Here is a 24331-nt window from a genome sequence, read left to right on the forward strand (position 1 = left end):
CAGTAAATTTAGCGTTAACGCGATGCCGCTGCTAAAGCGCGATCGCCAAAGCCGTTCGCCGGATAATTGATTTCCAGGCTGCGGCGGCGGAAATCGCTTGGGCTGACGCCGACGCGCTTGCGGAATACCCGCGAGAAATAGAGCTGATCGTCATACCCCACCACACGGCCGATGGTGGCGATCGATTCCTGCGTGGTCTGCAACAACAGTTTAGCGCGGATCACCCGCTGATCTTCGCGCCAGCGCAGGATATTGATCCCCACCTGCTCACGGAACAGGTGCGCCAGGCGCGAAGGCGACAGGCAAACATGGCGCGCCACTTCATCAATACGCAGCTCACCGGCCAGGTTACTGGTAATAAACTGGCAGGCCTCGATCACCCTTGGATCCATGATTTTCTGCGGGCTGAGAGGATCTTCCTCCATTGCCCGCAGCAGCAGGCGCTCGAGCAGGTTCATACCCATTTCTTCGGCAAAGCGGCGGCCAGAACGCTGAGTTTGTTCAATATTGGCAAACAGCCGGTCAAACTCCAGCAGCAGGTTGTTGTTGGGCAACGTCAGGCGGCCTACTTCATGGGTTTTGCTGTGCCACTCCAGCCAGTCGGCCCAATAGGCGCGCGGGCGGAAATAGACCCAGCGGTGATACCAGCAGTCGCTTTCTGGCGAGCGGCCATAATAGTGCGCTGCCTTGGGCGGAAACAGCAGCAAATCGCCCGGATTGCAGTACAACGTATCTTCGCCGTCAAAGACTTTACCTTGGCCTTTGATGGTCAGATTAAGGATATAGCCTTTCATTCCGCCAGGGCGATCGATAAAGAAGTCCAGCGGCCCATCGGCCATGATCGGCGTCAGCCCGGCAACCAGATAGGCGTTGAAGGTGTAACCCGGCAATAGCGGATTCGGTTGAGGTTCCTGAACTATGCGATGGTACATCTGGCCTCCGAAAGTATCGTGCCTATATCCCCTCACCCTGACCCTCTCCCACAGGGAGAGGGAACTTAGCGTGCTACAAAATAACTCCTGCACCAAACCACATGCTAGTTTACCAGCCAGAGTGAATACTGCTCAGATCGATAACCGAACTGCGCCGTCCTTCACACTGTGCTTTTGGCTTTCTGTTTGTAGCGGTCAAAAATCACCGCCGCCAGCAGGATCACGCCGCGTACCACATATTGCGAGAACGGCGAGATATTCAGCAGGTTCATGGCGTTTTCCACCGTTCCCAGGATCAGCACCCCGGCGATCACATAGGAAATTTTGCCGATACCGCCTTTGAGCGATACCCCGCCCAGCACGCAGGCAGAAATCACGATCAGTTCATAGCCGATGGAGGTCATCGGTTGGCCGCTGGTCATGCGCGAAGCCAGAATAATGCCCGCAGCGGCAGATACCAGCCCAGAAAGCACAAAGATAATGATCTTGGTACGCACCACCGGCACCCCAGCCAAGCGAGCCGCTTCCTCGTTGCCGCCAATCGCTAGCGTATTGCGGCCAAAGGTGGTTTTGTTCAGCAGAAAGCCAAACAGGATCAGGCAGACCACGGTGAGCCAGATTGGCGCAGGCAGCCCCAGCCAGTTGGTGTTGCCCAGCATAAAGAAGCGCTCGTCCTCGATCCCCACCGCTTTACCGTCGGAAATGATATAGGCCAACCCACGGAAGATCTGCATGGTGGCCAGCGTGGTGATCAGGGCGTTGATTTTCAGCCGGGCGATCACAAAACCGTTGATCAGCCCGGAAAGCACGCCCAGTAATAGCCCCGCCGTGACGCCGATCCACAGGCTTTCGGTCATATTGATCACCACCGCGGCGGTTACACCGGCGCAGGCGATCACCGAGGCAACCGACAGATCAAAGTCGCCAGAAGCCAGGCAGAACAACATGCCACAGGCCACCATACCGGACATGGAGATCGCAAGACCTAAGCCTTTCATATTGATAAAGCTGCCGAAGTTCGGCACAAACACCACGCAGGCAATAAACAGCACCGCAAACACCACCAGCATGCCGTAGCTGTCCCAGATCCGCACCAGCCCTTGGCCGCTGCGGTTTTTTACAGATTCGGTCGTCATGGTCGACATCTCTTTCTCCTTCACAATCAGGCCACCGCCGCAGCGATATTAGGGGTACTCAGCATCGCCAGGCTGAGGGCTTGTTCCTCAGTGGCATTTTCATGACTTAACTCACCGGAAATGGCCCCTTCACGCATCACGATGATGCGATCCGCCAGCCCCAGCACTTCCGGCAAATCGCTGGAAGCAAACAGCACGGCAATCCCCTGCTGCGCCAACTGATAGATCACATGGTAAATCTCATGTTTTGCCCCAACGTCAATACCGCGCGTTGGTTCATCCAGCAGGATCACCTTCATCTCTTCCGACAGCCAGCGGCCAAGGATCGCCTTCTGCTGGTTGCCACCGGAAAGATTCATAATCAGCTGTTCGGCACTCGGCGTTTTAATATTGAGCGCACGGATGTGGTGATCGGCGTTGCTGGTTTCCCAGGCGTTATTGATTAGGCAACCGGCCTTGATGCTTTTGCGGCGCGCGCTGATGTTGATATTGTCACGCACCGAATGCACCGGAATGATACCGTCGACCTTGCGGTCCTCCGGGCACAGCATGATCCCGGCACGGATGGCATCGATCGGTGAGCGGATCGTCAGCGCACTCCCATCCAGCGTCAAACGGCCAGCGCTGGCCGCTGTGGCACCAAAAATCCCCTTCATCAGTTCGCTGCGCCCGGCCCCCACCAGGCCAAACAGGCCGACAATTTCCCCGGCACGCACGCTAAGATCGATTGGCGTTTTCACCCCCATGGCTTTGAAACCTTCGAGCTGCAAGCGTACAGCGCCCAATTCGCGCGGCTGATAGCCATAAACGTCGCCGAGATCGCGGCCCACCATCGCTTGCACCAGTTGAGCGTTGTTTACCTGCTGCATATCGCTGAACGTGCGCACATAGCGGCCATCTTTAAACACGGTAATCGTATCGCTGAGGGCAAAAATCTCCTCCATGCGGTGCGAGACGTACAGGATCACCCGCCCTTCGGCGCGCAGTTCGCGGATCACCCGGAACAGTTGTTCAATCTCACGGGCAGACAGCGAACTGGTGGGTTCGTCAAAGGCAATGACTTTGGCATTGCGCGCCAGCGCCTTGGCGATCTCCACCATTTGCCACTGGCCGATAGACAGGTACTTCAGCGGCGTATCCGGGTCAATATCCAGGCCGAGATGCTCTAGTTGCAGCCCGGCTTCGTAGCGCAACAGTTTGCGATCCACTAGCCCGAACTTGGTAGGCAGTTGGCCAAGATAGATGTTCTCGGCCACCGTCATTTCCGGCACCAGATGTAATTCCTGATAAATAATCGCCACACCGGCGTTCAACGCTTCGGTGGTGTTGCTGAACTGAACCGGCTGGCCGTTGAGAATGATTTCACCCTGGCTCGGGGCGTAATTGCCGCTGAGGATCTTCAGCAGCGTGGATTTGCCCGCGCCGTTTTCCCCCATCAGCGCGTGGATCTGCCCGGCCTGACAGCTGAAGCTGATGTCATCCAGTGCTTTTACGCCGGGGAAGCTTTTACCGATGCCTTTGAAAGCCAAATAGGGCGTTACGGCGGTCATAATGCTTTCCTCATGGTGTTGACACAGAGCCGCCTGCACGTTGCAGGCGGCACAACAATTACATCAGGCCTTTTTTCTGCAGTTCGGTTTTAAAGTTGTCGCGGGTGATCAGCACCACGTCGGTGACTTCGGTAAATTTCTGAGGTTCCACGCCCTTTTCTACCCAGTTATGCAGCATCTGGATGCTCTTGTAACCGTGGATATCCGGGCTTGGTAACAGGGAGCCGTAGAAACCGGTCGCCTGTGCTTTCGAAAGTTCGCTGACCGCATCAACGCCGTTAATGCCAATGCCGATTACGTTCGGTGCTTTAAAGCCCTGGCCTTCGGTGGCGCGCACGCCGCCCAGCACGGTGTTGTCATTCATGCCGACGATCAGCCAGTTTTTCACTTCAGGGTGCTGTACCAGCATTGAGTTGGCGGCATCGAATGCCCCTGGAATATCGTTGGATTTGGTAGGCACTTTATAGATCTGCTTTTCTGGGAAACCCGCAGCTTTCAGCGCTGCAATCGAACCACCGGTGCGGCGGCGGGCGGTATCCAGCTCATCGGCGGTGATCGCCATTACGCCAGTTTCGGCAACTTTCCAGCCGCGTTTGTTCATCTCGCCCCACAGTTCCTGGCCCTGGCGCTCACCGATTTTAGTCGCCGCCATCATCACCAGCGGTACGCTGTCCATCGGTGCGCCTTTGGCGGTGACGAACTGATCGTCAACGGCAATCACTTTCAGATCGTAACTGCGCGCCTTGGCAACGATCGCCGAGCCGAGTTTCGGATCGGGCGTGCAGATCACAAAACCTTTCGCCCCGCTGGCCGCCAGGCTGTCGATGGCGTTCAGGGTTTTCTCACCGTCCGGCACGGCGATTTTGATCACCTCAAACCCGAGATCTTTACCGGCCTTATCGGCAAATTTCCATTCGGTCTGGAACCAGGGTTCCTCTGGCTGTTTGACTAAAAAGCCCAGCTTCATGGTCTCGGCGATAGCCGAATGTGACATAACCGCCGTCAAACCGATTACCGCCAGTGCCTTAGTGAATTTATGCATGATGCTCTCCGCTGTATTGTTTTCTACAACTTGAAACTGGCTTGCTGTGAAAACGTTATCATTAGGGTGTGTATCCCGGCGTAGCGCTTATTGCGCGCCATCTTCCGATCTCAACAGTAAGACGGGATCAGTTTTAACGGGTATTTGTTACTCAAATGTAGAGCGCTATCACATCCAGGAATAACAGCAGATACCTCCATATATTCAGCAAATTTGGCCAGTCGATAACTTTTGACCCCTATCACAAAATCACTGTAGGAAGCAGAAAAGTGCATACTTCCAGCTAACCGCTCCTCACCTGCCTGCCGCCAGCGCTCCTATCGTTAACCACTGTCTAACAACTAAGGAGTCAGCATCATGACGGCAGGCGCGATCACCCTGGGACTGGACTTTGGCAGCGATTCAGTACGGGTACTGGCTGTCGAGTGTCATAACGGCAATGAACTGGATACCGAGGTGGTCTACTACCCTCGCTGGCAGCGCGGTGAATTCTGCCTCGCTGCGGAGAACCAGTTCCGCCACCATCCGCTTGACTATATCGAAGCCATGGAACAAGCGATTGTTGCCGTGGTGCAGCGTATGAGCCCGGCACAGCGGCAAGCGGTGATCGGCATTGGCGTCGACTCCACCGGTTCCACCCCCGCACCGATCGATGAAAACGGCGATGTGCTGGCGCTGCGTCCGGAATTTGCCAACAACCCCAACGCCATGTTCGTGCTGTGGAAAGATCACACCGCGATTGAAGAAGCCGAGGCCATTAACCAACTGTGCCGCAGCGGCGATTTCCCTGACTATTCGCGCTACATCGGTGGCGTTTATTCCTCTGAATGGTTTTGGGCTAAGATCCTGCATGTTTCACGCCAGGATGCCGCCGTCCGTCAAGCCGCAGCCTCTTGGGTAGAGCTGTGCGACTGGGTGCCAGCGCTGCTTTCCGGCACCACCGCACCGCAGCAACTGAAACGCGGCCGTTGCAGCGTGGGGCATAAAACCCTGTGGCACCCAGATTGGGGTGGCCTGCCGCCAAAAGCGTTCTTCGCCGCGCTGGATCCGCTGTTGGTGAGCGATCTGCCCTATCCGCTGTTTACCGACTCTTACACCGCCGATCTGCCCGTAGGTACGCTCACCAAAGACTGGGCGCAGCGCTTGGGGCTATCTGAAAATGTGGTGCTTTCCGGCGGGGCTTTTGACTGCCATATGGGCGCGGTCGGAGCCGGAGCCCAGCCTTATACGCTGGTGAAAGTGATTGGCACCTCCACCTGCGACATCCTGATTGCCGATCGTCAGCGGGTGAGCGATCGCGCCATTAGTGGCATCTGCGGCCAGGTTGATGGCAGCGTGGTGCCGCACACCATCGGCATGGAGGCCGGGCAATCCGCCTTTGGCGATATGTATGCCTGGTTCAGCCAACTGCTCAGTTGGCCGCTGCGCGAGGCCGCCAAGGATCAGCCGCAGTTGCAGGCCCAACTGCAACAGATTGAAAACGGTATGTTGGCCGCCTTGACCGCCGCCTGGGCGAAAAACCCGTCTCTCGACCACTTACCGGTGGTGCTGGACTGGTTTAACGGCCGCCGCACGCCCTATGCCAACCAGCGCCTTAAAGGCGTGATCACCGATCTGAATCTCGGCACCGATGCACCAACCCTGTTTGGCGGATTTATCGCCGCCACCGCTTTTGGTGCCCGCGCCATCATGGAATGTTTTGAACAGCAGGATATTCCCGTCGACAACGTGCTGGCATTAGGCGGCATTGCCCGTAAATCGCCGGTGATCATGCAGGTTTGTGCCGATGTGATGAACCGTCCGTTGCAGATCGTCGCTTCCGATCAGTGCTGCGCGCTGGGGGCGGCGATCTTCGCCGCCGTTGCCGCTCGGCACTTCAGCGATGTCCCGCAGGCACAACGGCAGATGGCTTGCAGCATCGAACGCACCTTACAGCCCGACCCACAGCGCGCGGCACGTTATCAGCAACTGTATGAGCGTTATCAGCAGTGGTGCCAGGCCGCTGAGCCGCGCTATGCCGCACAGCATTAATACACTAACCCTATTATCAGGAGTCTTTGATGGACGTCTTTAAGCAGCGTGAAGTCTGGTTCGTGATCGGCAGCCAGCATCTGTATGGCCCGAAAACCTTGCAACAAGTGAAAGAAAACGCCGAACAGGTGGTCAACAGCCTGAATCGCGAAGCGGGCTTGCCGGTAAAACTGGTGCTGAAACCCTTGGTTACCACCCCGGATGAAATCACCGCCGTCTGCCGCGATGCCAACTATCACCAGGATTGCATCGGCATTCTCACCTGGCTGCATACCTTCTCACCGGCCAAAATGTGGATTGCCGGGCTGTCGATCCTCCATAAGCCGCTGTTGCAGTTCCATACCCAGTTCAACGCTGAAATTCCGTGGAACAGCATGGATATGGACTTTATGAACCTCAACCAGACCGCGCACGGCGGCCGCGAATTCGGGTTTATCGGCGCACGTATGCGCCAGCAGCACAGCGTGATCGCCGGTCATTGGCAGGATCCTGCTGCGCATCAGCGCATCGCCCAGTGGATGCGGGTGGCGGCAGCCAAACAAGAGAGCCAACAGCTGAAAGTGGCCCGTTTCGGTGACAACATGCGCGAAGTGGCGGTGACCGACGGCGACAAAGTGGGCGCGCAGATCCAGTTCGGTTATTCGGTTAATGCCTATGGTATCGGTGATTTGGTTAGCGTAATCAACGAAGTGGGCAAAGGCGAAGTCGATACGCTGATCGAAGAGTACGAAGCCAGCTATGAACTGGCCGATGTGGTAAAAAGCCATGGGGCGAAACGTGAAAACCTGCTTGACGCCGCCCGTATCGAACTGGGGATGAAACGCTTCCTGGAGCAGGGTAAGTTCCACGCGTTTACCACCAATTTTGAAAACTTGCACGGCATGAAACAGCTACCTGGGCTGGCGGTGCAACGCCTGATGCAGCAAGGCTACGGCTTTGGCGCCGAGGGCGACTGGAAAACCGCTGCCCTGCTGCGCATTCTGAAAGTGATGGGTTCTGGGTTGAACGGCGGCACGTCGTTTATGGAGGATTACACCTACAACTTCCAACCGGGTAACGATCTGGTGGTTGGCTCACATATGCTGGAAGTTTGCCCATCAATCGCCAAAGAGAAAAAACCGTTGCTGGATATTCAGCGCCTGGGCATCGGCGGCAAAGCCGATCCGGCACGCCTGATTTTCTCTACTCCGGCAGGCCCGGCGGTAAATGCCAGCCTGATCGACATGGGCGATCGTTTCCGCCTGCTGGTAAATCAGGTCGATGCGATTGAGCAACCTCACCCCATGCCGAAACTGCCGGTGGCCCGTGCCATCTGGCGGGCGCAGCCAACGCTGGCAACGGCGGCAGAAGCCTGGATCCTGGGCGGTGGTGCGCACCATACGGTGTTCTCGCAGGCGGTTAATGCCGATTATCTGCGCCTGTATGCCGAGATGCATAACATCGAGTTCCTGCTGATTGATCATGCCACCACCCTACCGGCCTTCAAGAACGAAATCCGCTGGAATGAAGTCTATTACCAACTGAATCGCCGTTAACCCTGCCGCAAAACTGCAACCGGTTTCAGAAACCGGTTGCAAACACATTTCTGATCCACATAAACTATCCTCAATGTTGGTTTGTTATCTTCCACAAGAGAGAGAATAGTTATGTCTGCTTTCCCGAAAGAGTTTCTCTGGGGCGCGGCTACCGCAGCGTATCAGGTTGAAGGTGCGCATGATGTTGACGGTAAAGGCCCTTCTATCTGGGATACCTTCTCCCACCTGCCCGGCACCACGTATCAAGGCACTAATGGCGACGTGGCTGTCGATCACTATCATCGTTTCCGTGAAGACGTCGCGCTGATGGCGGAGATGGGCATGCAGAGCTACCGCTTCTCCATCTCATGGCCGCGCCTGCTGCCGCAAGGCCGTGGCACCATCAACGAAGCCGGGGTCAAGTTCTACAGCGATCTGATCGATGCATTGCTGGAACACAATATCGAACCGATGATCACCCTGTACCACTGGGATCTGCCGCAGGCGTTGCAGGACGAAGGCGGCTGGGAAGCCCGCAGCACTGCGGAAGCCTTCGAAGAGTACGCCCGCCTGTGCTACCAGCGCTACGGCGATCGTGTCAAACTCTGGTCAACCTTCAATGAAACCGTGTGCTTTATCGGCTTCGGCTACATCACCGGCGGCCACCCACCGGGTGTGAAAAGCCCGGCGCGGGCGCTACAAGCCTGCCACCACGTGTTTGTCGCCCACGCCAAAGCGGTAGCAGCATTCCGCACCAGCGGTATCGATGGCAAGATCGGCTTTGTGAACGTGCTGCAAACCCATACCCCGCTCAGCCAATCGCCAGAAGATCTGGCCGCCTATCAGTTGGCAGAAGGCATTTTCACCCACTGGCTGTACGATCCGGTGCTGAAAGGGGAATACCCGGCAGAACTGCTGGCACAGGCGCAGGCGGTGTGGGGAGTGCCACAGTTTGCCCCGGGCGATGAACAGCTGCTGCGCGATAATATCTGTGACTTTATCGGCCTGAATTACTATAAGCGTGAAACCATCGCCGCCAATGAGCATGAGTCACACCTGACCATGAATACCTCCGGCGAAAAAGGCAAAGGCCATCAGCAGGGTAACGAGTTCGGTTTCAAAGGGCTGTTCAAATTTGTGCGTAACCCGACCGGGGTTTATACCGACTGGGACTGGGAGATTTACCCGCAGGGCCTGACCGAAGGCATTATGAACATCAAGGCGCGTTACGGCGATATTCCTATGTATATCACCGAGAACGGCCTGGGTGCCAAAGACCCGATTATCGATGGCGAAGTGGTGGATGACGATCGTATCGACTATCTGCGCCAGCACATTGGGGCGATTGAAGATGCCATCAAGCAAGGCGCGGACGTGCGCGGCTACTATCCGTGGTCGTTTATCGATTTACTGAGCTGGCTCAATGGCTTCCAGAAACAATATGGCTTTGTGTATGTGGATCACAACAAAGGTCTGGCGCGCCAGCGTAAGAAAAGTTTCTTCTGGTATCAGAAGCTGATTGGTAGCAATGGGGCGGAGCGGTAATCCTACGATCAGGGGCGCACAATGTTGTGCCCCTTCCCTATCTGATTGACATTGATGACGAACCGGCGATTACCCGTTAAGCTATGCGGCTTATCACGCTAAATCATGTCACTCAGGATACCGTTATGACTCAAGCTGAATACTCCCGCATCGGCGGTTGGCTGCTGGCACCCATGGCCTATCTGATCGTCACCCTGCTTAGCGCCAGCCTGATGTTACTGCTGTACGGTATGGCAATCTTTAAGCCGGAATCACGCGAATACCTGATCACCAACGCCCAGGCGTTTACCCTGCAATGGTATTTCTCGGTGCTCACCGCGTTGGTGATGTGGTGCTTTACCCTGTATCTGCTGTGGCTGTTCTGCCAGCGCTCGCAGCGCTTCCCGAAGCTGTTTCTGCTCTGGTTGCTGATCACCGTGCTGTTGGCGATCAAAGCCTTCGCTTTCTCTCCGGTATCGGATGAAATGGCGGTGCGCAGCCTTATGTGGCCGCTGCTGATGGCCGCCTTGCTGGTGCCCTATATCAAGCGCTCCAAGCGCGTAAAAGGCACATTCACCGAGCAGTAAGCGCGAATTTTCATCAAAAGACACAAAAAAGCGCTATACCCCTGCGATTCATCGGTTGTCGTTATGCCGCCAATTCCCGATAATAGGCGGCTTTTATTTTTTTAGGCATCGCAATGACCGAATACCTGCTTCTGTTTGTCGGCACCGTGCTGGTGAATAACTTTGTCCTGGTGAAGTTTCTGGGCCTGTGCCCATTTATGGGCGTTTCCAAAAAACTGGAAAGCGCCATCGGCATGGGCATGGCCACCACTTTCGTGATGACCATGGCTTCTGTCTGCGCCTGGCTCATCAACAGTTTTATCCTGATCCCGCTGGATCTGGTGTATCTGCGCACGCTGTCCTTCATCCTGGTGATCGCCGTTGTGGTGCAATTTACCGAAATGGTGGTGCGCAAAACCAGCCCGGCGCTGTATCGCCTGCTGGGGATCTTCCTGCCGTTGATCACCACCAACTGCGCCGTGCTGGGCGTTGCGCTGCTTAACGTCAATCTGGGCTATAACTTCTTGCAGTCTGCGGTCTATGGCTTCAGCGCCGCCGCAGGCTTCTCGCTGGTGATGGTGCTGTTTGCCGCCATCCGTGAACGCCTGGCGGTCGCCGACGTCCCGGCCCCTTTCCGTGGTTCTTCGATCGCGCTGATCACCGCCGGGTTGATGTCGCTGGCCTTTATGGGCTTTACCGGGTTGGTGAAATTCTAATGACCGCGTTGTGGATAGCGATTGCCGCCTTGAGTGCATTAGGCCTGCTGTTCGGCGTGGTGCTGGGCTTTGCCGCGCGCCGTTTTGAAGTGGAAGAAGATCCGGTGGCCGAGCAGGTGGATGAGATCCTGCCGCAGAGCCAGTGTGGTCAATGCGGTTATCCCGGCTGCCGCCCGTATGCCGAAGCCGTCGCCAACGGCGAGATGATCAACAAATGTGCCCCCGGTGGCGAGCAGGTGATGCTGAAGCTGGCCGAGTTGCTCAACGTTGAACCGCAGCCGCTAGACGGCGGCGAAGCGGTGGCCGAGCCGGTGCGCAAAGTGGCGTTTATCGATGAAGCCAACTGCATCGGCTGCACCAAATGCATTCAAGCCTGCCCGGTTGATGCCATTGTTGGCGCAACGCGCGCCATGCATACGGTGATTACCGATCTCTGTACCGGCTGCGACCTGTGCGTCGCGCCCTGCCCAACCGATTGTATTGAAATGAAACCGGTCGCCACCACTACCGCCAGTTGGAAGTGGGATATGCAGGCGATTCCGGTGCAAGTGATTCACGTGGAGCCACATGTTTAATCTGTTCACCGCCTTTAAAAAAGACCGGATTTGGGATTTCGACGGTGGTATTCATCCACCTGAAATGAAAACCCAATCCAGCGGTGTGCCGCTGCGCGTGGTTCCTCTGCCTGCCGTATTTATCATCCCGCTGCAACAGCATTTGGGGCCGGAAGGCGAGCTGTGCGTTAAGGCTGGCGATCGCGTATTGAAAGGCCAACCGCTGACCTTTGGTCGTGGCCGCACGTTGCCGGTGCACGCACCGACGTCGGGCACCATCCGCGCCATTGAACCCCATGTCACTGCCCACCCTTCAGGATTGGCAGAGCTGTGCGTGATCATCGAGCCGGACGGCGAAGACCGCTGGTGTGAACTGACGCCGGTGGCGGATTACCGCCAATTGGATGCGGAAGAGCTGATCCAGCGTATCCACCAGGCCGGGATTGCGGGCTTGGGCGGTGCGGGCTTCCCCACCGCCAGTAAGTTGCAGGGCGGTAGCCACCAGGTTGAAACGCTGATCCTGAATGCTGCCGAATGTGAACCCTACATTACCGCCGACGATCGGCTGATGCAGGAGCATGCCGACCAGATCCTTGAAGGCACCCAGATCCTGCGCCATTTGCTGCAACCTAAGTTGACGCTGATCGGCATTGAAGACAACAAACCGCAGGCGATTGCCGCCCTAAAAACCGCATTACGCGCTCATCCAAGCATAGAATTACGGGTGATCCCGACAAAATACCCTTCCGGCGGGGCCAAGCAGTTAACCAAGATCCTGACCGGCAAAGAAGTGCCGCACGGTAAACATTCGTCCTCCATCGGCGTGTTGATGCAAAACGTCGGCACCGCGTTCGCCATCAAGCGCGCGATTATCGATGGTGAACCGCTGATTGAACGTGTGGTGACCCTGACGGGTGAAGCGATGAGCCAACCCGGCAACGTCTGGGCGCGCCTCGGTACACCGGTTCAGCATCTATTGGCGTTTGGCGGTTTCCAGCCGCAACCACAGCAGATGGTGATTATGGGTGGCCCGCTGATGGGCTTTACCCTGCCTTCGCTGAATGTGCCGGTAGTCAAAATCAGCAACTGCCTGCTGGCCCCAACGATCAACGAAATGGCCCCGCAGGAACAGGAGCAATCCTGCATCCGTTGCGGGCTGTGCGTCGATGCCTGCCCAGCCGGGTTGCTGCCGCAGCAGCTTTACTGGTTCAGTAAAGGTGACGAACACGAGAAAGCGCGCAACCATAATCTGTTCGACTGCATTGAATGTGGCGCATGTGCTTATGTTTGCCCAAGTAATATTCCGCTGGTGCAGTATTACCGCCAGGAAAAGGCCGAGATCAAAGCACTGGATCAGGAAGCGGCACGCGCCGCAGAAGCCAAGGCGCGTTATGAAGCCAAACTGGCCCGATTAGAGCGGGAAAAGCTGGCGCGGGAAGATCGCCATAAAAAAGCCGCAGTGAAACTGACTGACAGCGATCAAGATGCCGTCAGCGCCGCCTTGGCGCGCGTGCGCAGCAAAAAAAGTGAAGCCGCAGGCATGATCATTACCGGGCTGGTGCCAGACAACAGTGCCGTCATTGCCGCTCGCGAAGCACGAAAAGCGCAGGCCAGAGAACGCAAAGCTCAGTTAGTGCCAACGGAAACCCCAGTAACTCCGGCAACGGAAGAAGCTGATCCACGCAAAGCTGCGGTTGCTGCCGCACTCGCTCGCGTAAAAGCCAAAAAAGCCGCACAGCAGGAATCACCGGCTACCGCTATTGAACCTGCTGAGCCAATCGCAGAGGAAGATCCGCGCAAGGCTGCGGTTGCCGCCGCCATCGCCCGCGTGAAGGCCAAGAAAGCCGCGCAGCAGGAATCACCGGCTACCGCTATTGAACCTGCTGAGCCAATCGCAGAGGAAGATCCGCGCAAGGCTGCGGTTGCCGCCGCTATCGCTCGCGTGAAGGCCAAGAAAGCCGCGCAGCAGGAATCACCGGCTACCGCTATTGAACCTGCTGAGCCAATCGCAGAGGAAGATCCGCGCAAGGCTGCGGTCGCCGCCGCTATCGCCCGCGTGAAGGCCAAGAAAGCCGCACAGCAGGAATCATCCGCTACCGCTATTGAACCGGCTGAGCCTGCCGCAGAAGACGATCCGCGCAAAGCCGCTGTAGCCGCCGCTATCGCTCGCGTGAAGGCCAAGAAAGCCGCACAGCAGGAATCATCAGCTACCGCTATTGAACCTGCTGAACCAATCGCAGAGGAAGATCCGCGCAAAGCCGCTGTGGCCGCCGCCATCGCTCGCGTGAAGGCCAAGAAGGCTGCCCAGCAACTCGCCACCGCAGATAAAGAGTAGTGAAAGGAGCCTTGCAGAACGCAAGGCCCCGTTTAATCGATGGAAATCAGATAGGTGTAATTGATATCAATCTGGCGCAGTTTCGCATCCTGTTGCCACTCTTTGGCTTCGAGCATTTCCATCTCCACGCTGCCTTTTACCTCATTAAGCAACCCGGGCCTCACGTTGGCAATCAGGTAAGAAACAAACTGACCGCACTCTTTCGCCGTTCCCTGATGACTGATGGAGATATATTCCCGCCCAGGAACATGAATATTATCAATATTATGGCCGGAAAGAATATCTTTCTTATGCTCGGGTTCTACCGCCATGATATGTGTGGATAAACACTCGTCATCAGCAGACTCACGCGAAGAGTGGATGCTGAACACCTTATGGCATTCAACATTCAGGCCTCTGAAAAAATCTTTAAAAATCTCGGTTTTCATCGCCACACATGAAGAAAGCTCCATCTCTTCCGAAGCCTCAAACTCCAGTTCACGCGTGAACCCCACCAGATGCATATCCGGCAGCGTCAGCCGTTTCACTTCCGGGTAAAAACCCGCTTCATAACGCGCATCGAAGTTGAAGCGCGGCATCAGGTTTTTCACATCCCATTTATCCATGGTGCGGTAACGGTTTGGCGTGGTGCCGAATCGCTGTTTGAACATACGGGTAAAGGTCTGCTGAGAGTCAAAACCCAGTTCGTCCGAAATATCAATAATCGAACGGTTGGTGATGCGCAAGGCAACAGCGGCGCGGGTAAGAATGCGTGAGCGAATGTAGGTGGCAAGCTGGATGCCGGTAATACGTTTGAATTTGCGCTGTAGATGCCATTTGGAATAACCGGAAATCCGTGCGACCTCATCAAGATTGGGCCGCGTTTCCAGATGAATTTCTACCCACTCAATCAGTTCTTCAATAAAAAAAATGTCTTCATTAGTCATTATTATTTGTTCGCCAACTTAATAATACCTGGGATAGTAACCTATCTAGATTATATGAATGTTGTTATTTTGTGCGGATAATCGCCACCAAAATAACCTGTTAGTCGTACCTGTACCGATCGTTATCGAACGTTTTATACGCGAAAACGCTCAATATCAGATTAACCTAGCGCATGTTTATGGCGAAAAAAAACCCATTGTGCCATTGACGAGCGCTCTTCCTGGCAGCAAAGTCTTAAACCTGAATATCCTTATGATTAGCACGTATTACCCTAGGTATGAATGAGGTAGAATGCAGCGCTGTAATTTCCCTCGGTGCCTGTAGCAAGGGCGCTGTGAACGTGCTGATAACATGGCAAAGAAATGGTAGTGACTCTATGAAGTTCAGGCCGGTACAACAAACAGCCACCAAAGGCTTACACATCGCCAGTTCCCCTTTTACCCATAACCAGCAAAGCACCCGCCGGATCATGCTGTGGGTGATGTTGGCCTGCATTCCCGGCATGGCCGCGCAGGTGTGGTTCTTTGGTTATGGCAACCTGGTGCAAACGGCGTTGGCGATGGTGACGGCGCTGCTGGCAGAAGCCGCGGTTCTGGCGCTGCGCAAACAGCCGGTACGCGCCCGCTTGGCGGATAACTCGGCCCTGCTTACCGCGCTGTTGCTGGGGATCAGCCTACCACCTCTTGCCCCTTGGTGGATGATCGTGATCGGGACCTTGTTTGCGATTGTCATTGCCAAGCAACTCTATGGTGGCCTGGGGCAGAACCCGTTCAACCCGGCCATGGTCGGCTACGTGGTACTTCTGATCTCCTTCCCGGTGCAAATGACCAGTTGGCTACCGCCGGATGAACTACGCGCCACCGCGCTATCGCTGCAAGATACCCTACTGAGTATTTTCACTGGCCACACCGCCCAAGGGGCAACTATCCATCAGCTACAGCTGGGGGTTGACGGTATCAGCCAGGCAACGCCGCTCGACGGGTTTAAAACCGGTCTGCGCAGCGGCCATTCTGTGGAACAGGTGTTGCAGCAACCGCTGTTTGGCGGTGCGCTTGGCGGTATCGGCTGGCAGTGGATTAACTTGGGCTTTCTGGCCGGGGGCCTGTTTATGCTGGGCCGCAGGCTGATTCACTGGCAAATCCCCTTCAGTATGCTGGCCGCGATTGCACTGTGTTCGGGGTTGGCGTGGCTACTGGAGCCCGCGCAGCAGGCATCGCCGTTGATCCATCTGTTCTCGGGTGCCACCATGCTGGGGGCGTTCTTTATCGCTACCGATCCGGTCAGCGCTTCCACTACGCCAAAAGGCCGGCTGATTTATGGTGCGCTGGTGGGTTTGCTGGTATGGCTGATCCGCGTTTATGGCGGTTACCCAGACGGTGTGGCCTTCGCCGTGCTGCTGGCCAATATCACCGTGCCGTTAATCGATCACTACACGCAGCCGCGCGTGTATGGCCACCGCTGAGGAATCATCATGCTGAATTCAATGAAAAAGCATGGCATCACCCTGGCGGTGTTTGCCGCGGTGACCACCGGCTTGACCGCGATGGTCTACACCCTGACCAAAACCACCATTGCCCACCAAGCGGCGCTCCAGCAGAAAGCGTTGCTGGATCAGGTGGTGCCGCCGGAATATTACGATAACGATATGCAAAGCGAATGCTTGGTGGTCAGCGATCCAGCGTTAGGCAATGGCGCGCCGCATCATCTGTATCTGGCGCGTAAAAATGGCCAGCCGGTGGCCGCGGCGCTAGAAACCACCGCCCCGGACGGCTACTCCGGCGCGATTAGATTACTGGTAGGCGCTGATTTCAGCGGCACCGTGCTCGGCACCCGCGTGGTGGAGCATCACGAAACGCCAGGGCTTGGCGATAAAATTGAATTACGTATTTCCGACTGGATCTCCTCCTTTAGCGGTAAAAAAGTTGCAGGCCCCGATGATAGCCGCTGGGCGGTGAAGAAAGACGGCGGTATGTTCGATCAGTTCACCGGTGCCACCATCACCCCGCGCGCAGTGGTTAATGCCGTGCGCCGTACGGCGTTGTATATGGAAACGCTGCCCTCTAAACTGGACACCTTACCTGCCTGTGGAGCCAACGAATGAGTGAAGTCAAAGAGTTAATCGTTCAGGGGCTGTGGAAAAACAACTCTGCGCTGGTGCAATTATTGGGTCTATGCCCGTTGCTGGCCGTGACTTCAACCGCCACCAACGCGCTGGGGCTGGGGCTGGCTACCACGCTGGTGCTGACCATCACCAACGGTTCTATCTCGGCCCTGCGCCGTTGGGTGCCCAGCGAAGTGCGTATTCCGATTTATGTGATGATCATCGCAGCGGCGGTCAGCATCGTGCAGATGCTGATCAACGCTTACGCGTTTGGTCTTTATCAGTCTTTGGGGATTTTTATCCCGCTCATCGTCACCAACTGCATCGTGGTAGGCCGTGCTGAGGCCATCGCCGCGAGAAAACCGGTCGGTTTAGCCTTAGTTGATGGCGTCGCCATTGGCCTGGGAGCTACGGGTGCCATGTTCGTACTCGGCTCGCTGCGCGAATTGATTGGCAACGGCACCCTGTTTGATGGTGCCGATATGCTGCTGGGCAGTTGGGCCAAGGTGCTGCGTATTGAAGTGGTGCATTTCGACACCCCCTTTCTGCTGGCGATGCTGCCACCGGGAGCCTTTATCGGCCTAGGGCTGATGCTGGCAACCAAATATGTGATCGATGAAAAAATGAAGGCGCGCAAGGCAAAACTTTTGCAGGCTGAAGACCAAATGGCACAGGGACACGCAGAGAAAGCGTCATGAATAAAGAAAAACGCCTGGAAATTCTTACCCGTTTACGCGACAACAACCCGCATCCGACTACGGAACTGGTTTACAGCACGCCCTTTGAACTGCTGATTGCCGTGCTGCTTTCCGCACAGGCCACCGACGTCAGCGTCAACAAGGCAACCGCCAAGCTCTACCCGATCGCCAACACTCCGGCTGCTATGTTAGCTCTGGGTGTCGATGGTGTAAAAGAGTACATCAAGACCATCGGCCTATTTAACAGCAAGGCCGAGAACGTGATTAAAACCTGCCGTATTCTGCTGGAAAAACACGGTTCTGAAGTGCCGGAAGATCGCGCTGCGCTGGAAGCCTTGCCCGGCGTGGGCCGCAAAACCGCCAATGTGGTGCTTAACACCGCTTTTGGCTGGCCGACCATTGCCGTGGATACGCACATTTTCCGCGTTTGCAACCGCACGAATTTTGCTCCAGGGAAAAACGTTGAGCAGGTGGAGGAAAAACTGCTGAAAGTGGTCCCTGCCGCCTTCAAAGTGGACTGCCACCATTGGCTGATCCTGCATGGGCGCTATACCTGCATCGCGCGCAAACCGCGCTGCGGCTCGTGCATGATTGAAGATCTGTGCGAATACGATGGCAAAACAGAGTTGTAATAACCCACCCATTCAAACATGCCTGAGGCTGGCCGGTCAGTTATGCAACTTTCTGCTTAACTGAACGGCATACCGCGTAGCGATTCACTCCCTCTTACCGACAAATTTTTGCTGAAAAATGCATTGTTGCGTTATTTTTAAGAAAAAAATGAGTCAAAATTTGCCAGCAACATCTCGTTCTCACGATCACATCCTATTTACATACCCTCTCGGTTTTTTCAAATTTCTATAATTTTACAAACAATGTTTTATGCACAATGATCATTCGCATTATTTCGCCCATCCATTGATATGAACTGCATAAAGTATAAATAGCAGAAGATATCACTTTAAAAATAACCCCAAGCTATAAATCAAAACAAAAGTTTGATAAACATGAACAATGCAAACGTTAATACTGCATAAAATTTGTAACATAGTTGCATTGTGGTATAGAGGTTATCTGTAACGGAATATGTCAAAAAGCTTGCCTCGTTGACAAAGATAGTGAACATTACCCGCCGTCATTTACTCCTATAACAAGCAAAGGATGCAGCCCTGCATCACTTTTTGCTATTTCCCGTTTATTAATACGGGCAGTGAAAAAACCAGAGGTCCCAGTGTCTACTGCAAACAACAAACAACCGGAAAGCATAAGTCTTAACGCTTTCAAACAGCCTAAGGCGTTCTACCTGATCTTCTCGATCGAACTCTGGGAGCGTTTTGGCTACTACGGCCTGCAAGGCATCATGGCCGTTTATCTGGTCAAAATGCTTGGCCTGAGCGAAGCCGACTCTATTACCCTATTCTCTTCATTCAGCGCCCTGGTGTATGGCTTTGTGGCCATCGGCGGCTGGTTGGGGGATAAAGTTCTCGGTTCAAAACGGGTGATCGTTCTGGGCGCAATGGTTCTGGCCGCCGGTTATGCCATGGTGGCGTATTCCGGTCACGATGTGTTCTGGGTCTATCTGGGTATGGCGACCATCGCCGTGGGTAGCGGTCTGTTCAAGGCCAACCCGTCTTCCCTGCTGTCTACCTGCTATGAGAAAGACGACCCGCGTTTGGACGGTGCATTCACCATGTACTATATGTCCGTCAATATCGGTTCGTTCTTCTCCATGCTGGCCACGCCTTGGTTGGCGGCAAAATACGGCTGGAGCGTCGCTTTCTCACTGAGCGTCGTCGGTATGCTGATCACGCTGGTCAACTTTATGCTGTGCCACGGCTGGGTTAAGCAACACGGCTCAAAGCCTGACTTTCAGCCGTTGCAGGTTCACAAACTGCTGATGGTGTTAGTCGGTGTCGTTGCGCTGATCGCGCTCTCAAGCTGGTTGCTGCACAACCAGATCATTGCACGCTGGGCGCTGGCCATCATTTCTGTGGGGATCGTTATCGTGTTCGCCAAGGAAACCTTTGCGCTGCACGGTGCGGCACGCCGCAAGATGATCGTGGCATTCCTGCTGATGCTGGAAGCGGTGGTCTTCTTCGTGTTGTACAGCCAGATGCCGACCTCACTGAACTTCTTCGCCATCCATAACGTTGAGCACAACATTCTGGGCATTGCCTTTGAACCAGAACAGTACCAGGCGCTGAACCCGTTCTGGATCATGCTGGCCAGCCCGATCCTGGCGGCGTTGTATAACAAGATGGGCGATCGCCTGCCGATGCCGCACAAGTTTGCCTTCGGCATGATCCTCTGTTCCGGTGCATTCCTGGTGCTGCCATGGGGAGCCAGCTTTGCTAACGATCAGGGCATCGTTTCAGTTAATTGGTTGATCCTGAGCTATGCCTTGCAGAGCATCGGTGAACTGATGATTTCCGGCCTGGGTCTGGCGATGGTGGCACAGTTGGTACCGCAACGCCTGATGGGCTTTATCATGGGATCCTGGTTCCTGACCACCGCTGCGGCGGCGCTGATTGCCGGTAAGGTCGCCGGGCTGACCGCTGTGCCAAGCGATATCAACGATGCGCATGCCTCACTGGCGATTTATAGCCACGTGTTTATGCAGATCGGTATCGCTACCGCCGTTATCGCCGTCCTGATGATGTTGACGGCACCGAAGCTGTACCGCATGACGTTGGATACCGCAGAGGATACCGAAGCAAAAGCGCAGGCCGCTACCGCTAACTGATACCGGTCGCCGTTGCATAAAAAACGCCGGGGCTAATAACCCCGGCGTTTTTTATGGGAGCCTAACTATTTTCTCGTCACCACGGCACATAACCCCCTGAATCCGCATATAATAGAGCGCCAAATAACCAACAAGGACGATACTCTATGTCATTCTCTCCCCTACGCCGCAAATTGCTTTTAGCTGCGGCTGCTATTCCTGCCATCAGCGCGCTCACCCCCCTGCTGGCGTATGCCGCCGGTACCACATTGCAACAAGCTCAGCAACAGCTTGCGGCGCTGGAAAAAGCCTCCGGCGGCCGCCTTGGGGTGGTGGCTATCAATACCGCCGATGGCAAAACGCTGCAACTGAACGGCGAACAGCGTTTTCCGTTCTGTAGCACCTTCAAAGTGATGGCGGCCAGCGCCATTTTGCAGCACAGCCTGAGCAATAGCGGTTTTATGCAGCAACGCATCCGCTACCAGAAAAGCGATCTGGTGGCCTATTCGCCGATCACTGAAAAACACCTCGATAGCGGTATGACCGTGGCCGAACTGTGCGCTGCCGCGCTCCAGTACAGCGATAACACTGCCGTCAATCTGCTGATGAAACAGCTCGGCGGGCCTGCGGCCATTACCGCCTATGCACGCAGCATTGGTGATACCACCTTCAGGCTGGATCGCTGGGAAACCGAGCTCAACAGCGCTATTCCAGGTGATGAACGCGATACCACCACGCCAGCGGCCATGGCGGCCAGCTTGCAGAAATTAGCCTTGGGCAGTGCGTTGCCGCAGGCGCAGCGCGAACAACTGGTAGCCTGGATGAAAGGCAATACCACCGGGGATAAACGCATCCGGGCAGGCGTGCCAGCCGGTGCGATGGTTGCTGATAAAACCGGGGGTGGCGACTACGGCACCACTAACGATATTGGGATCGTTTGGCGAGAGAACCGTGCTCCGCTGGTGATTGCCGTATACTTCACGCAGCCGCAGCAAGATGCCAAAGCCAACAATGAGGTCATCGCCTCTGCGGCACGCATTGTCAGCCAAGCGTTTGCTTAAGCCATACCTTATTCAGAAGCGCTCAATCACCGGCAGGATAAACCCCAGATCGCCTTGCGGCAGCGCGATGCCCAACGCACGCGCTGCCAGCTCAGCCACACGAAAGTCGATATCAGCGGCTTCACCATTTTCCAGAAACCAGGCGGCGGAAAGCCCGGCCCAGGCCAGGATCCATTGCAACAAGCGGCTGCGTTCCAACCCGGCCAATGCACAAACCTGCTCGACGCGGCGATGAAAGATATCGGGATCGGTGGCAACACCGTAATTGGGATTGCAGAAGATGTTGGCATAATCAAACCCACGCTCGCCATACAGGCGTTTAGGGTCGATCGCCAGCCAGCCGCGCTCGGCAAAGTCCAGCACGTTGTCATGATGAATATCGCCGTGCAGCACGCCTTGTTCACGTGGGCTGGTCAGCAACTCCGCCGCCGCCGTGGCGCTCAAGCGCAACATGCCTCCATGGGCCTGCGCTGCGGGCCACAAAGCGTTAAACCATTGGTGTAGCGGGATCAGATCGGGAAAGGGTTCAGCGCGTGGCGCATGCAGCCGGGCGATCGCCTGACACAGAATTTCGGTGGCCCGCGCATCCTCGCCGCCGCGCACCATCTGCGCCAGCGATCCGCCACCCATCGCCCGCTCCAACAAGATACCGTCATCGTGCCAGGCCAGAACTCGCGCAGCACCTTCACCTTGCCACCAGCACATCAGCAGGCCGCCGAACTTTTCTTCCTGCTCACGAGCAATCTTCAACATGGCTGGCAGGCCTTGATAACGTACCGGCATCAGCAAACTGCTGTGCGTTTCGAACGCTGTTCCATCAGGTTCAAGTTGCCAACGTTGCAGATAAGGAACAAATGCCTGGTTCATCCCCTTGGTGCATCCTTATTGCGTGAACGACTTGCTGGGATGATAGTATTGCTTGGCAATATACTGCAAAACTTTTGTCGGCACGGTATACCCTACGAGCACTCTGGGTATAGTGCGGTTGTTTTTTTGAAAGCTCTTGTGGGGTTTATCATGTCGCTAATAAAACGCACCAATTATCCACAATTACCCAAGCCTGGCGGGCCTTACGTGCATGCAGTTAGGCATGCAGACACATTATATATCTCGGGATTAACCGCGTTCACTACCGAGGCTCAAGGGCGCAAAGCCTCACACCAGGCGCGCGCCATACTCGAACAGTTGGCCACCATCGCCGCCAGCGAGGGAACTAACCTCAAGTCTCTGGTCAAGATCAGCGTATTTCTGACCGACATCGCCGACCTGGCGGCGATCCGCGAAGTGCTGTTCGACTATCTGGATGGTGCGCTGCCAGCGTGCTCATTGATGGCCGTCAGCGCCCTGTTTTCACCCGAACTTAACGTTGAGATCGAAGCGATCCTCGCCTTGTGAATCCGGGGCGCTATCATGCGCCCTTAAAGCCCTTTAACCTCATCCACCTGATGATGAAAAACGTAAGGATCGGAAATCAGGGCAAAAGCGTCATCGTCCGGGTAAGTCACCGCCACGTGATAATCGTCGCCAGCAAAGCATTTGATGGCCTGCCATGACTCCCAATAGGTGGCCAGAAAAAAGTGGGCATACTCGCCCTGAACTTCCTGCCTGACAAAAGCACCGCAATTACCCGCGACTGATTCCGCATGCTGTACACCGGTGACGGCCAAATGGTCAGCAAACCCTTGCCGATACGCTACAGGCACACAGCCGTGCCAGGTTCTGACGATCATAACTCACCCTCTTGAATAAAAAGCCAAAAATAATGAATAAATAACCTATCATTTTTTTAGCTGATTTCAATATCACGCTGCATGGCTTTTGTACAAAGGCAGAAAAACTACTGTACTCGTCGATAACCTCTCTGCCGCCAAGCGAAATATTCTGGTAATTTACGCATGAGAAACTGACCACGAGTGGATGACTATGCAGCAAAAACCGATTCTGCACGAAGCCAGACAATTGAAACGCCTTAACGCAGCCACGCGGCGGCAGTCACACGTCTACAAGTGGATTGCCTTGGTCGCTGGATTGGATGCACTGTTGGTGTTCTGGTATGACCGGGATATGCGCAATGTCTCTTTTTCCACGGCGGTGGCGTTGGTATGCGTCTATTTATGGATCCGCGATCGCAATAAATCGCGCAGCTACCGGCGTGAGTACGACCGTAAATATGGCCAGCATCATGACGGTTAGCCCCACAAATAAGGAATTATCAGTGCTTGGATTAGCGTTACCCCTGGAGCTACTGCAACCTTTTCACCCCTACCAAGAATTAGCCCAGAAACTGTTACCCCTGACGCTTGATGGCGATGATGGTTCTCACGATGTCGCTCACCTGCACCGTGTGTGGAAAAACGCCCGTCAGATCGCTCGCGATGAAGGAGGCGAGCTGCGTATTCTTTGTGCTGCGGTGCTGTTACATGACTGTGTTGCGGTAGAAAAAAATTCACCGCAGCGTCACTTGGCTTCACGTATGGCGGCAGAAAAAGCGGCCGCCATGCTGGCTGTGCTCGGTTGGTCTGCTGCTGATATCGAAAAAACGGCACATGCGATCGAGGCACACAGTTTTTCTGCTGCTATTCCTGCGCAAACGCTAGAGGCAAAAATCCTGCAGGATGCCGACCGGCTTGATGCTATTGGCATGATTGGCATCGCCCGTTGCTTTTATATCGGTGGCCGCATGTGCAGTGCGCTTTACGATGCGGCCGATCCGCTGGCGCAGCGACGCCCGTATGACGACAAGCGTTTTGCCCTGGATCACTTCGAAACCAAGCTGTTCAAACTGCAAGATGGGTTCCAGACCTCGACTGGCCAGATGTTGGCCGAGCAACGGACCGAGCGCATGCGTCGTTTCCTCAGCGAACTTCAAGAAGAAGTTTGATAACTGCGCTGCAATATTTATGTCGTAAATCCTGTACACTG

The 24331-nt window shown here is 55.2% G+C and carries 23 protein-coding genes; 16 read left to right on the top strand and 7 right to left on the bottom strand.

All coding sequences use genetic code 11. The features are described 5' to 3' along the window. Positions 1-14 precede the first annotated feature (14 nt). The 4 genes from araC to ACX1CU_RS12065 all read right to left on the bottom strand — a co-directional run bounded on the left by araC (position 15) and on the right by ACX1CU_RS12065 (position 4660). Positions 15-932, bottom strand: a complete 918-nt coding sequence (araC, locus tag ACX1CU_RS12050) for an arabinose operon transcriptional regulator AraC (protein ID WP_459398557.1) — start codon at positions 930-932, stop codon at positions 15-17. A 161-nt stretch (positions 933-1093) separates the two neighbouring features. Further along, a complete protein-coding gene (gene araH, locus ACX1CU_RS12055; RefSeq protein ID WP_459398558.1) occupies positions 1094-2077 on the bottom strand; it encodes an L-arabinose ABC transporter permease AraH in 984 nt (327 codons plus the stop codon). A 17-nt stretch (positions 2078-2094) separates the two neighbouring features. After that, the gene (araG, locus tag ACX1CU_RS12060) at positions 2095-3618 is read right to left on the bottom strand and encodes an L-arabinose ABC transporter ATP-binding protein AraG (protein WP_459398559.1); all 1524 of its coding nucleotides are present in this window, start codon (positions 3616-3618) and stop codon (positions 2095-2097) included. 58 nt (positions 3619-3676) lie between these two features. Further along, positions 3677-4660 carry an arabinose ABC transporter substrate-binding protein gene (locus tag ACX1CU_RS12065; protein WP_459398560.1) on the bottom strand — a complete coding sequence of 328 codons (984 nt, stop codon included), beginning with the start codon at positions 4658-4660 and terminating at the stop codon, positions 3677-3679. Positions 4661-5017: 357 nt separating this feature from the next. On the opposite strand from ACX1CU_RS12065, the gene ACX1CU_RS12070 reads away from it, so the two are divergent. The 7 genes from ACX1CU_RS12070 to rsxC all read left to right on the top strand — a co-directional run bounded on the left by ACX1CU_RS12070 (position 5018) and on the right by rsxC (position 13900). Beyond that, entirely contained in the window at positions 5018-6691 is a 1674-nt protein-coding gene (locus ACX1CU_RS12070; protein ID WP_459398561.1) for a ribulokinase, read from the top strand. A gap of 29 nt (positions 6692-6720) precedes the next feature. Next, positions 6721-8226: an L-arabinose isomerase gene (araA, locus tag ACX1CU_RS12075; RefSeq protein ID WP_459398562.1), complete on the top strand. Its 1506-nt coding sequence runs from the start codon at positions 6721-6723 to the stop codon at positions 8224-8226. 111 nt (positions 8227-8337) lie between these two features. After that, the gene (locus tag ACX1CU_RS12080) at positions 8338-9750 is read left to right on the top strand and encodes a glycoside hydrolase family 1 protein (protein ID WP_459398563.1); all 1413 of its coding nucleotides are present in this window, start codon (positions 8338-8340) and stop codon (positions 9748-9750) included. 125 nt (positions 9751-9875) lie between these two features. Then, positions 9876-10316, top strand: coding sequence for a DUF2569 domain-containing protein (locus tag ACX1CU_RS12085; RefSeq protein WP_459398564.1), 441 nt, complete (start codon positions 9876-9878; stop codon positions 10314-10316). A 113-nt stretch (positions 10317-10429) separates the two neighbouring features. Next, positions 10430-11011: an electron transport complex subunit RsxA gene (gene rsxA / locus ACX1CU_RS12090; protein WP_037399631.1), complete on the top strand. Its 582-nt coding sequence runs from the start codon at positions 10430-10432 to the stop codon at positions 11009-11011. Beyond that, a complete protein-coding gene (rsxB, locus tag ACX1CU_RS12095) occupies positions 11011-11586 on the top strand; it encodes an electron transport complex subunit RsxB (RefSeq protein WP_459398565.1) in 576 nt (191 codons plus the stop codon). The genes rsxA and rsxB overlap by 1 nt, the downstream gene beginning before the upstream one ends. Continuing rightward, the gene (gene rsxC / locus ACX1CU_RS12100; protein WP_459398566.1) at positions 11579-13900 is read left to right on the top strand and encodes an electron transport complex subunit RsxC; all 2322 of its coding nucleotides are present in this window, start codon (positions 11579-11581) and stop codon (positions 13898-13900) included. Before rsxB ends, rsxC begins: the two co-directional genes overlap by 8 nt. A 32-nt stretch (positions 13901-13932) precedes the next feature. On the opposite strand, the gene ACX1CU_RS12105 is transcribed toward rsxC, so the two are convergent. Next, a complete protein-coding gene (locus tag ACX1CU_RS12105; protein WP_459398567.1) occupies positions 13933-14826 on the bottom strand; it encodes a helix-turn-helix domain-containing protein in 894 nt (297 codons plus the stop codon). A 377-nt stretch (positions 14827-15203) separates the two neighbouring features. Between ACX1CU_RS12105 and rsxD the strand changes: the two genes are divergently transcribed. From rsxD to bla, 6 genes are all read left to right on the top strand, one after another. Continuing rightward, positions 15204-16289 carry an electron transport complex subunit RsxD gene (gene rsxD, locus ACX1CU_RS12110; RefSeq protein WP_459398568.1) on the top strand — a complete coding sequence of 362 codons (1086 nt, stop codon included), beginning with the start codon at positions 15204-15206 and terminating at the stop codon, positions 16287-16289. 9 nt (positions 16290-16298) lie between these two features. Beyond that, positions 16299-16928, top strand: coding sequence for an electron transport complex subunit RsxG (gene rsxG, locus ACX1CU_RS12115; RefSeq protein ID WP_459398569.1), 630 nt, complete (start codon positions 16299-16301; stop codon positions 16926-16928). Next, on the top strand, positions 16925-17626 hold the full coding sequence (locus tag ACX1CU_RS12120; protein ID WP_459398570.1) for an electron transport complex subunit E: 702 nt from the start codon (positions 16925-16927) through the stop codon (positions 17624-17626). The genes rsxG and ACX1CU_RS12120 overlap by 4 nt, the downstream gene beginning before the upstream one ends. Further along, positions 17623-18258, top strand: a complete 636-nt coding sequence (gene nth / locus ACX1CU_RS12125) for an endonuclease III (RefSeq protein WP_459398571.1) — start codon at positions 17623-17625, stop codon at positions 18256-18258. Before ACX1CU_RS12120 ends, nth begins: the two co-directional genes overlap by 4 nt. Positions 18259-18812: 554 nt before the next feature. Further along, positions 18813-20369, top strand: a complete 1557-nt coding sequence (dtpA, locus tag ACX1CU_RS12130) for a dipeptide/tripeptide permease DtpA (protein WP_459402799.1) — start codon at positions 18813-18815, stop codon at positions 20367-20369. Positions 20370-20515: 146 nt separating this feature from the next. After that, positions 20516-21409, top strand: coding sequence for a class A beta-lactamase (gene bla / locus ACX1CU_RS12135; protein ID WP_459398572.1), 894 nt, complete (start codon positions 20516-20518; stop codon positions 21407-21409). Positions 21410-21421: 12 nt separating this feature from the next. On the opposite strand, the gene ACX1CU_RS12140 is transcribed toward bla, so the two are convergent. Continuing rightward, the gene (locus ACX1CU_RS12140; protein WP_459398573.1) at positions 21422-22276 is read right to left on the bottom strand and encodes an aminoglycoside phosphotransferase family protein; all 855 of its coding nucleotides are present in this window, start codon (positions 22274-22276) and stop codon (positions 21422-21424) included. A gap of 150 nt (positions 22277-22426) precedes the next feature. Between ACX1CU_RS12140 and ACX1CU_RS12145 the strand changes: the two genes are divergently transcribed. Continuing rightward, positions 22427-22804, top strand: coding sequence for a RidA family protein (locus ACX1CU_RS12145; protein WP_459398574.1), 378 nt, complete (start codon positions 22427-22429; stop codon positions 22802-22804). A gap of 23 nt (positions 22805-22827) precedes the next feature. Here the strand turns inward: ACX1CU_RS12145 and ACX1CU_RS12150 are convergent, their stop codons facing one another. Continuing rightward, positions 22828-23139 (bottom strand): hypothetical protein, encoded by a 312-nt coding sequence (locus ACX1CU_RS12150; protein ID WP_459398575.1) that lies wholly within the window; start codon positions 23137-23139, stop codon positions 22828-22830. A gap of 193 nt (positions 23140-23332) precedes the next feature. Here ACX1CU_RS12150 and ACX1CU_RS12155 point away from each other — a divergent pair, with 193 nt between their 5' ends. Both ACX1CU_RS12155 and ACX1CU_RS12160 read left to right on the top strand, forming a co-directional pair. Then, a complete protein-coding gene (locus tag ACX1CU_RS12155) occupies positions 23333-23602 on the top strand; it encodes a hypothetical protein (RefSeq protein ID WP_459398576.1) in 270 nt (89 codons plus the stop codon). 22 nt (positions 23603-23624) lie between these two features. Then, on the top strand, positions 23625-24290 hold the full coding sequence (locus tag ACX1CU_RS12160; protein WP_459398577.1) for an HD domain-containing protein: 666 nt from the start codon (positions 23625-23627) through the stop codon (positions 24288-24290). The last annotated feature ends 41 nt before the right edge of the window (positions 24291-24331 follow it).

The sequence above is a fragment of the Serratia sp. D1N4 genome, assembly GCF_054552755.1.

Excerpts from the sequence above, each read along its gene's own strand:
- ACX1CU_RS12085 (WP_459398564.1), top strand. The coding sequence starts at position 9,876 with ATGACTCAAGCTGAATACTCCCGCATCGGCGGTTGGCTGCTGGCACCC.
- nth (WP_459398571.1), top strand. The coding sequence starts at position 17,623 with ATGAATAAAGAAAAACGCCTGGAAATTCTTACCCGTTTACGCGACAAC.
- araC (WP_459398557.1), bottom strand. The coding sequence starts at position 932 with ATGTACCATCGCATAGTTCAGGAACCTCAACCGAATCCGCTATTGCCG.
- ACX1CU_RS12120 (WP_459398570.1), top strand. The coding sequence starts at position 16,925 with ATGAGTGAAGTCAAAGAGTTAATCGTTCAGGGGCTGTGGAAAAACAAC.
- ACX1CU_RS12145 (WP_459398574.1), top strand. The coding sequence starts at position 22,427 with ATGTCGCTAATAAAACGCACCAATTATCCACAATTACCCAAGCCTGGC.
- rsxA (WP_037399631.1), top strand. The coding sequence starts at position 10,430 with ATGACCGAATACCTGCTTCTGTTTGTCGGCACCGTGCTGGTGAATAAC.
- rsxD (WP_459398568.1), top strand. The coding sequence starts at position 15,204 with ATGAAGTTCAGGCCGGTACAACAAACAGCCACCAAAGGCTTACACATC.
- ACX1CU_RS12080 (WP_459398563.1), top strand. The coding sequence starts at position 8,338 with ATGTCTGCTTTCCCGAAAGAGTTTCTCTGGGGCGCGGCTACCGCAGCG.
- ACX1CU_RS12155 (WP_459398576.1), top strand. The coding sequence starts at position 23,333 with ATGCAGCAAAAACCGATTCTGCACGAAGCCAGACAATTGAAACGCCTT.
- bla (WP_459398572.1), top strand. The coding sequence starts at position 20,516 with ATGTCATTCTCTCCCCTACGCCGCAAATTGCTTTTAGCTGCGGCTGCT.
- rsxB (WP_459398565.1), top strand. The coding sequence starts at position 11,011 with ATGACCGCGTTGTGGATAGCGATTGCCGCCTTGAGTGCATTAGGCCTG.
- ACX1CU_RS12065 (WP_459398560.1), bottom strand. The coding sequence starts at position 4,660 with ATGCATAAATTCACTAAGGCACTGGCGGTAATCGGTTTGACGGCGGTT.
- ACX1CU_RS12150 (WP_459398575.1), bottom strand. The coding sequence starts at position 23,139 with ATGATCGTCAGAACCTGGCACGGCTGTGTGCCTGTAGCGTATCGGCAA.
- araA (WP_459398562.1), top strand. The coding sequence starts at position 6,721 with ATGGACGTCTTTAAGCAGCGTGAAGTCTGGTTCGTGATCGGCAGCCAG.
- rsxG (WP_459398569.1), top strand. The coding sequence starts at position 16,299 with ATGCTGAATTCAATGAAAAAGCATGGCATCACCCTGGCGGTGTTTGCC.
- ACX1CU_RS12070 (WP_459398561.1), top strand. The coding sequence starts at position 5,018 with ATGACGGCAGGCGCGATCACCCTGGGACTGGACTTTGGCAGCGATTCA.
- ACX1CU_RS12105 (WP_459398567.1), bottom strand. The coding sequence starts at position 14,826 with ATGACTAATGAAGACATTTTTTTTATTGAAGAACTGATTGAGTGGGTA.
- rsxC (WP_459398566.1), top strand. The coding sequence starts at position 11,579 with ATGTTTAATCTGTTCACCGCCTTTAAAAAAGACCGGATTTGGGATTTC.
- araH (WP_459398558.1), bottom strand. The coding sequence starts at position 2,077 with ATGTCGACCATGACGACCGAATCTGTAAAAAACCGCAGCGGCCAAGGG.
- araG (WP_459398559.1), bottom strand. The coding sequence starts at position 3,618 with ATGACCGCCGTAACGCCCTATTTGGCTTTCAAAGGCATCGGTAAAAGC.
- ACX1CU_RS12140 (WP_459398573.1), bottom strand. The coding sequence starts at position 22,276 with ATGAACCAGGCATTTGTTCCTTATCTGCAACGTTGGCAACTTGAACCT.